The following is a 1,164-nucleotide window of genomic DNA, read 5'->3' on the forward strand; positions in this document are numbered from 1 at the left end:
GACCAAACTCTGGATAACTACCAGCGCGAGAAATATGTCTCAATTTTGCATAAACATGATTATTCACACAAGTTAAATATTTGTTACCGTTTTCACTTAAAGAAATTCTTCAATCAAAAATTAATCATCTGCTATAAATGTAAGTTCATAATCATCGTGGGTGATTTTAATCTTTATCCCGCGATAACAACGCTTATCCGGATCTAAAGCTGAATTAGCCACTTCGTCTGCGAATTTAGGATCCCCTCTAAACTTGTCATATAGCTTGTAACCAATTCGTATCTTTTTAATTTTCTTATTCTTCTTCTCGTTATTATCTAATGTTTGGTCTAAAAAATCTAAATTAAGGTCACTCACTCGGTTTACCCTCTGGTGCTTTTTAAAAAGAAGTGCCTAACTCTAGCCTGATTAGTATTACAAATACCAGAAATATTACCCAACAAAATACCTACCTATTGCGAGGTTCAATTGTATAAATTTCCTAATGAACAACCTATTTGTTTTCTTTGTTCAGGAATGAAGTGATAAAAATCAAAACTCTGATATATGCTCTCTATTATATTGAAAAAAATTAAGGGTATAACATTATCTACTCATGATGTTCTCTCCTATACAAGAAGACGATATTTATCTAGGAGAGGAGTGACAGGCGCTTTAATGATATTAGAAGATATTTTTTATTCTTCATATTTACGTATATTTCATGAAATTCGATATTGAAATGTATTTTTAACATTCAATACACTCGTCGGCTTGCCATCTACTAATCTCGGCTGATACTTAAAATTAAGTGCAGCCTGTATTGAAGGACGTACAAACATCGGATGACAATCACCTTGTGCTTTTGGATTTTCAACTCTTCCTTTTTCATTCACGCTATAAACAACTGTACAGTCCCCTTCGATCTTTCGATCTAAAGCTGATTCAGGATATGTAGGTGCAATTTTGGAAACAGGTTGATAGTTTTTTACATCAAAAGTCGCTGTTTGGCTGGATTGTGCTTTTGATAGACTGCGTTGCAAGGTTTGACTTCGGTTCAGTCTCTGCTACTTTCTTAGTTTCTGTTGTTGTACTTGAATTTTCAGCTGACACCTGCTGTGGTTGTTTATTGGCCACAGGTGCAACTTTCTCACTTTTGGATTCCACAAATTTCTTGTCAGTTTT

General features: G+C 34.3%; 3 protein-coding genes. All 3 read right to left on the minus strand.

Annotated elements, in window-relative coordinates; all coding sequences use genetic code 11:
- Positions 1 to 120: 120 nt before the first annotated feature.
- On the minus strand, positions 121 to 357 hold the full coding sequence (locus tag F981_RS00005) for a hypothetical protein (RefSeq protein WP_004716968.1): 237 nt from the start codon (positions 355 to 357) through the stop codon (positions 121 to 123).
- 344 nt (positions 358 to 701) lie between these two features.
- On the minus strand, positions 702 to 1,022 hold the full coding sequence (locus tag F981_RS00010; protein WP_004716969.1) for an energy transducer TonB: 321 nt from the start codon (positions 1,020 to 1,022) through the stop codon (positions 702 to 704).
- Positions 973 to 1,164, minus strand: a 192-nt coding sequence (locus F981_RS24070) for a hypothetical protein (RefSeq protein WP_004716970.1), incomplete at its 5' end; no start/stop codon positions are given. The genes F981_RS00010 and F981_RS24070, both read right to left, overlap by 50 nt.

It is taken from the genome of Acinetobacter guillouiae CIP 63.46 (assembly GCF_000368145.1).
Classification (GTDB): domain Bacteria; phylum Pseudomonadota; class Gammaproteobacteria; order Pseudomonadales; family Moraxellaceae; genus Acinetobacter; species Acinetobacter guillouiae.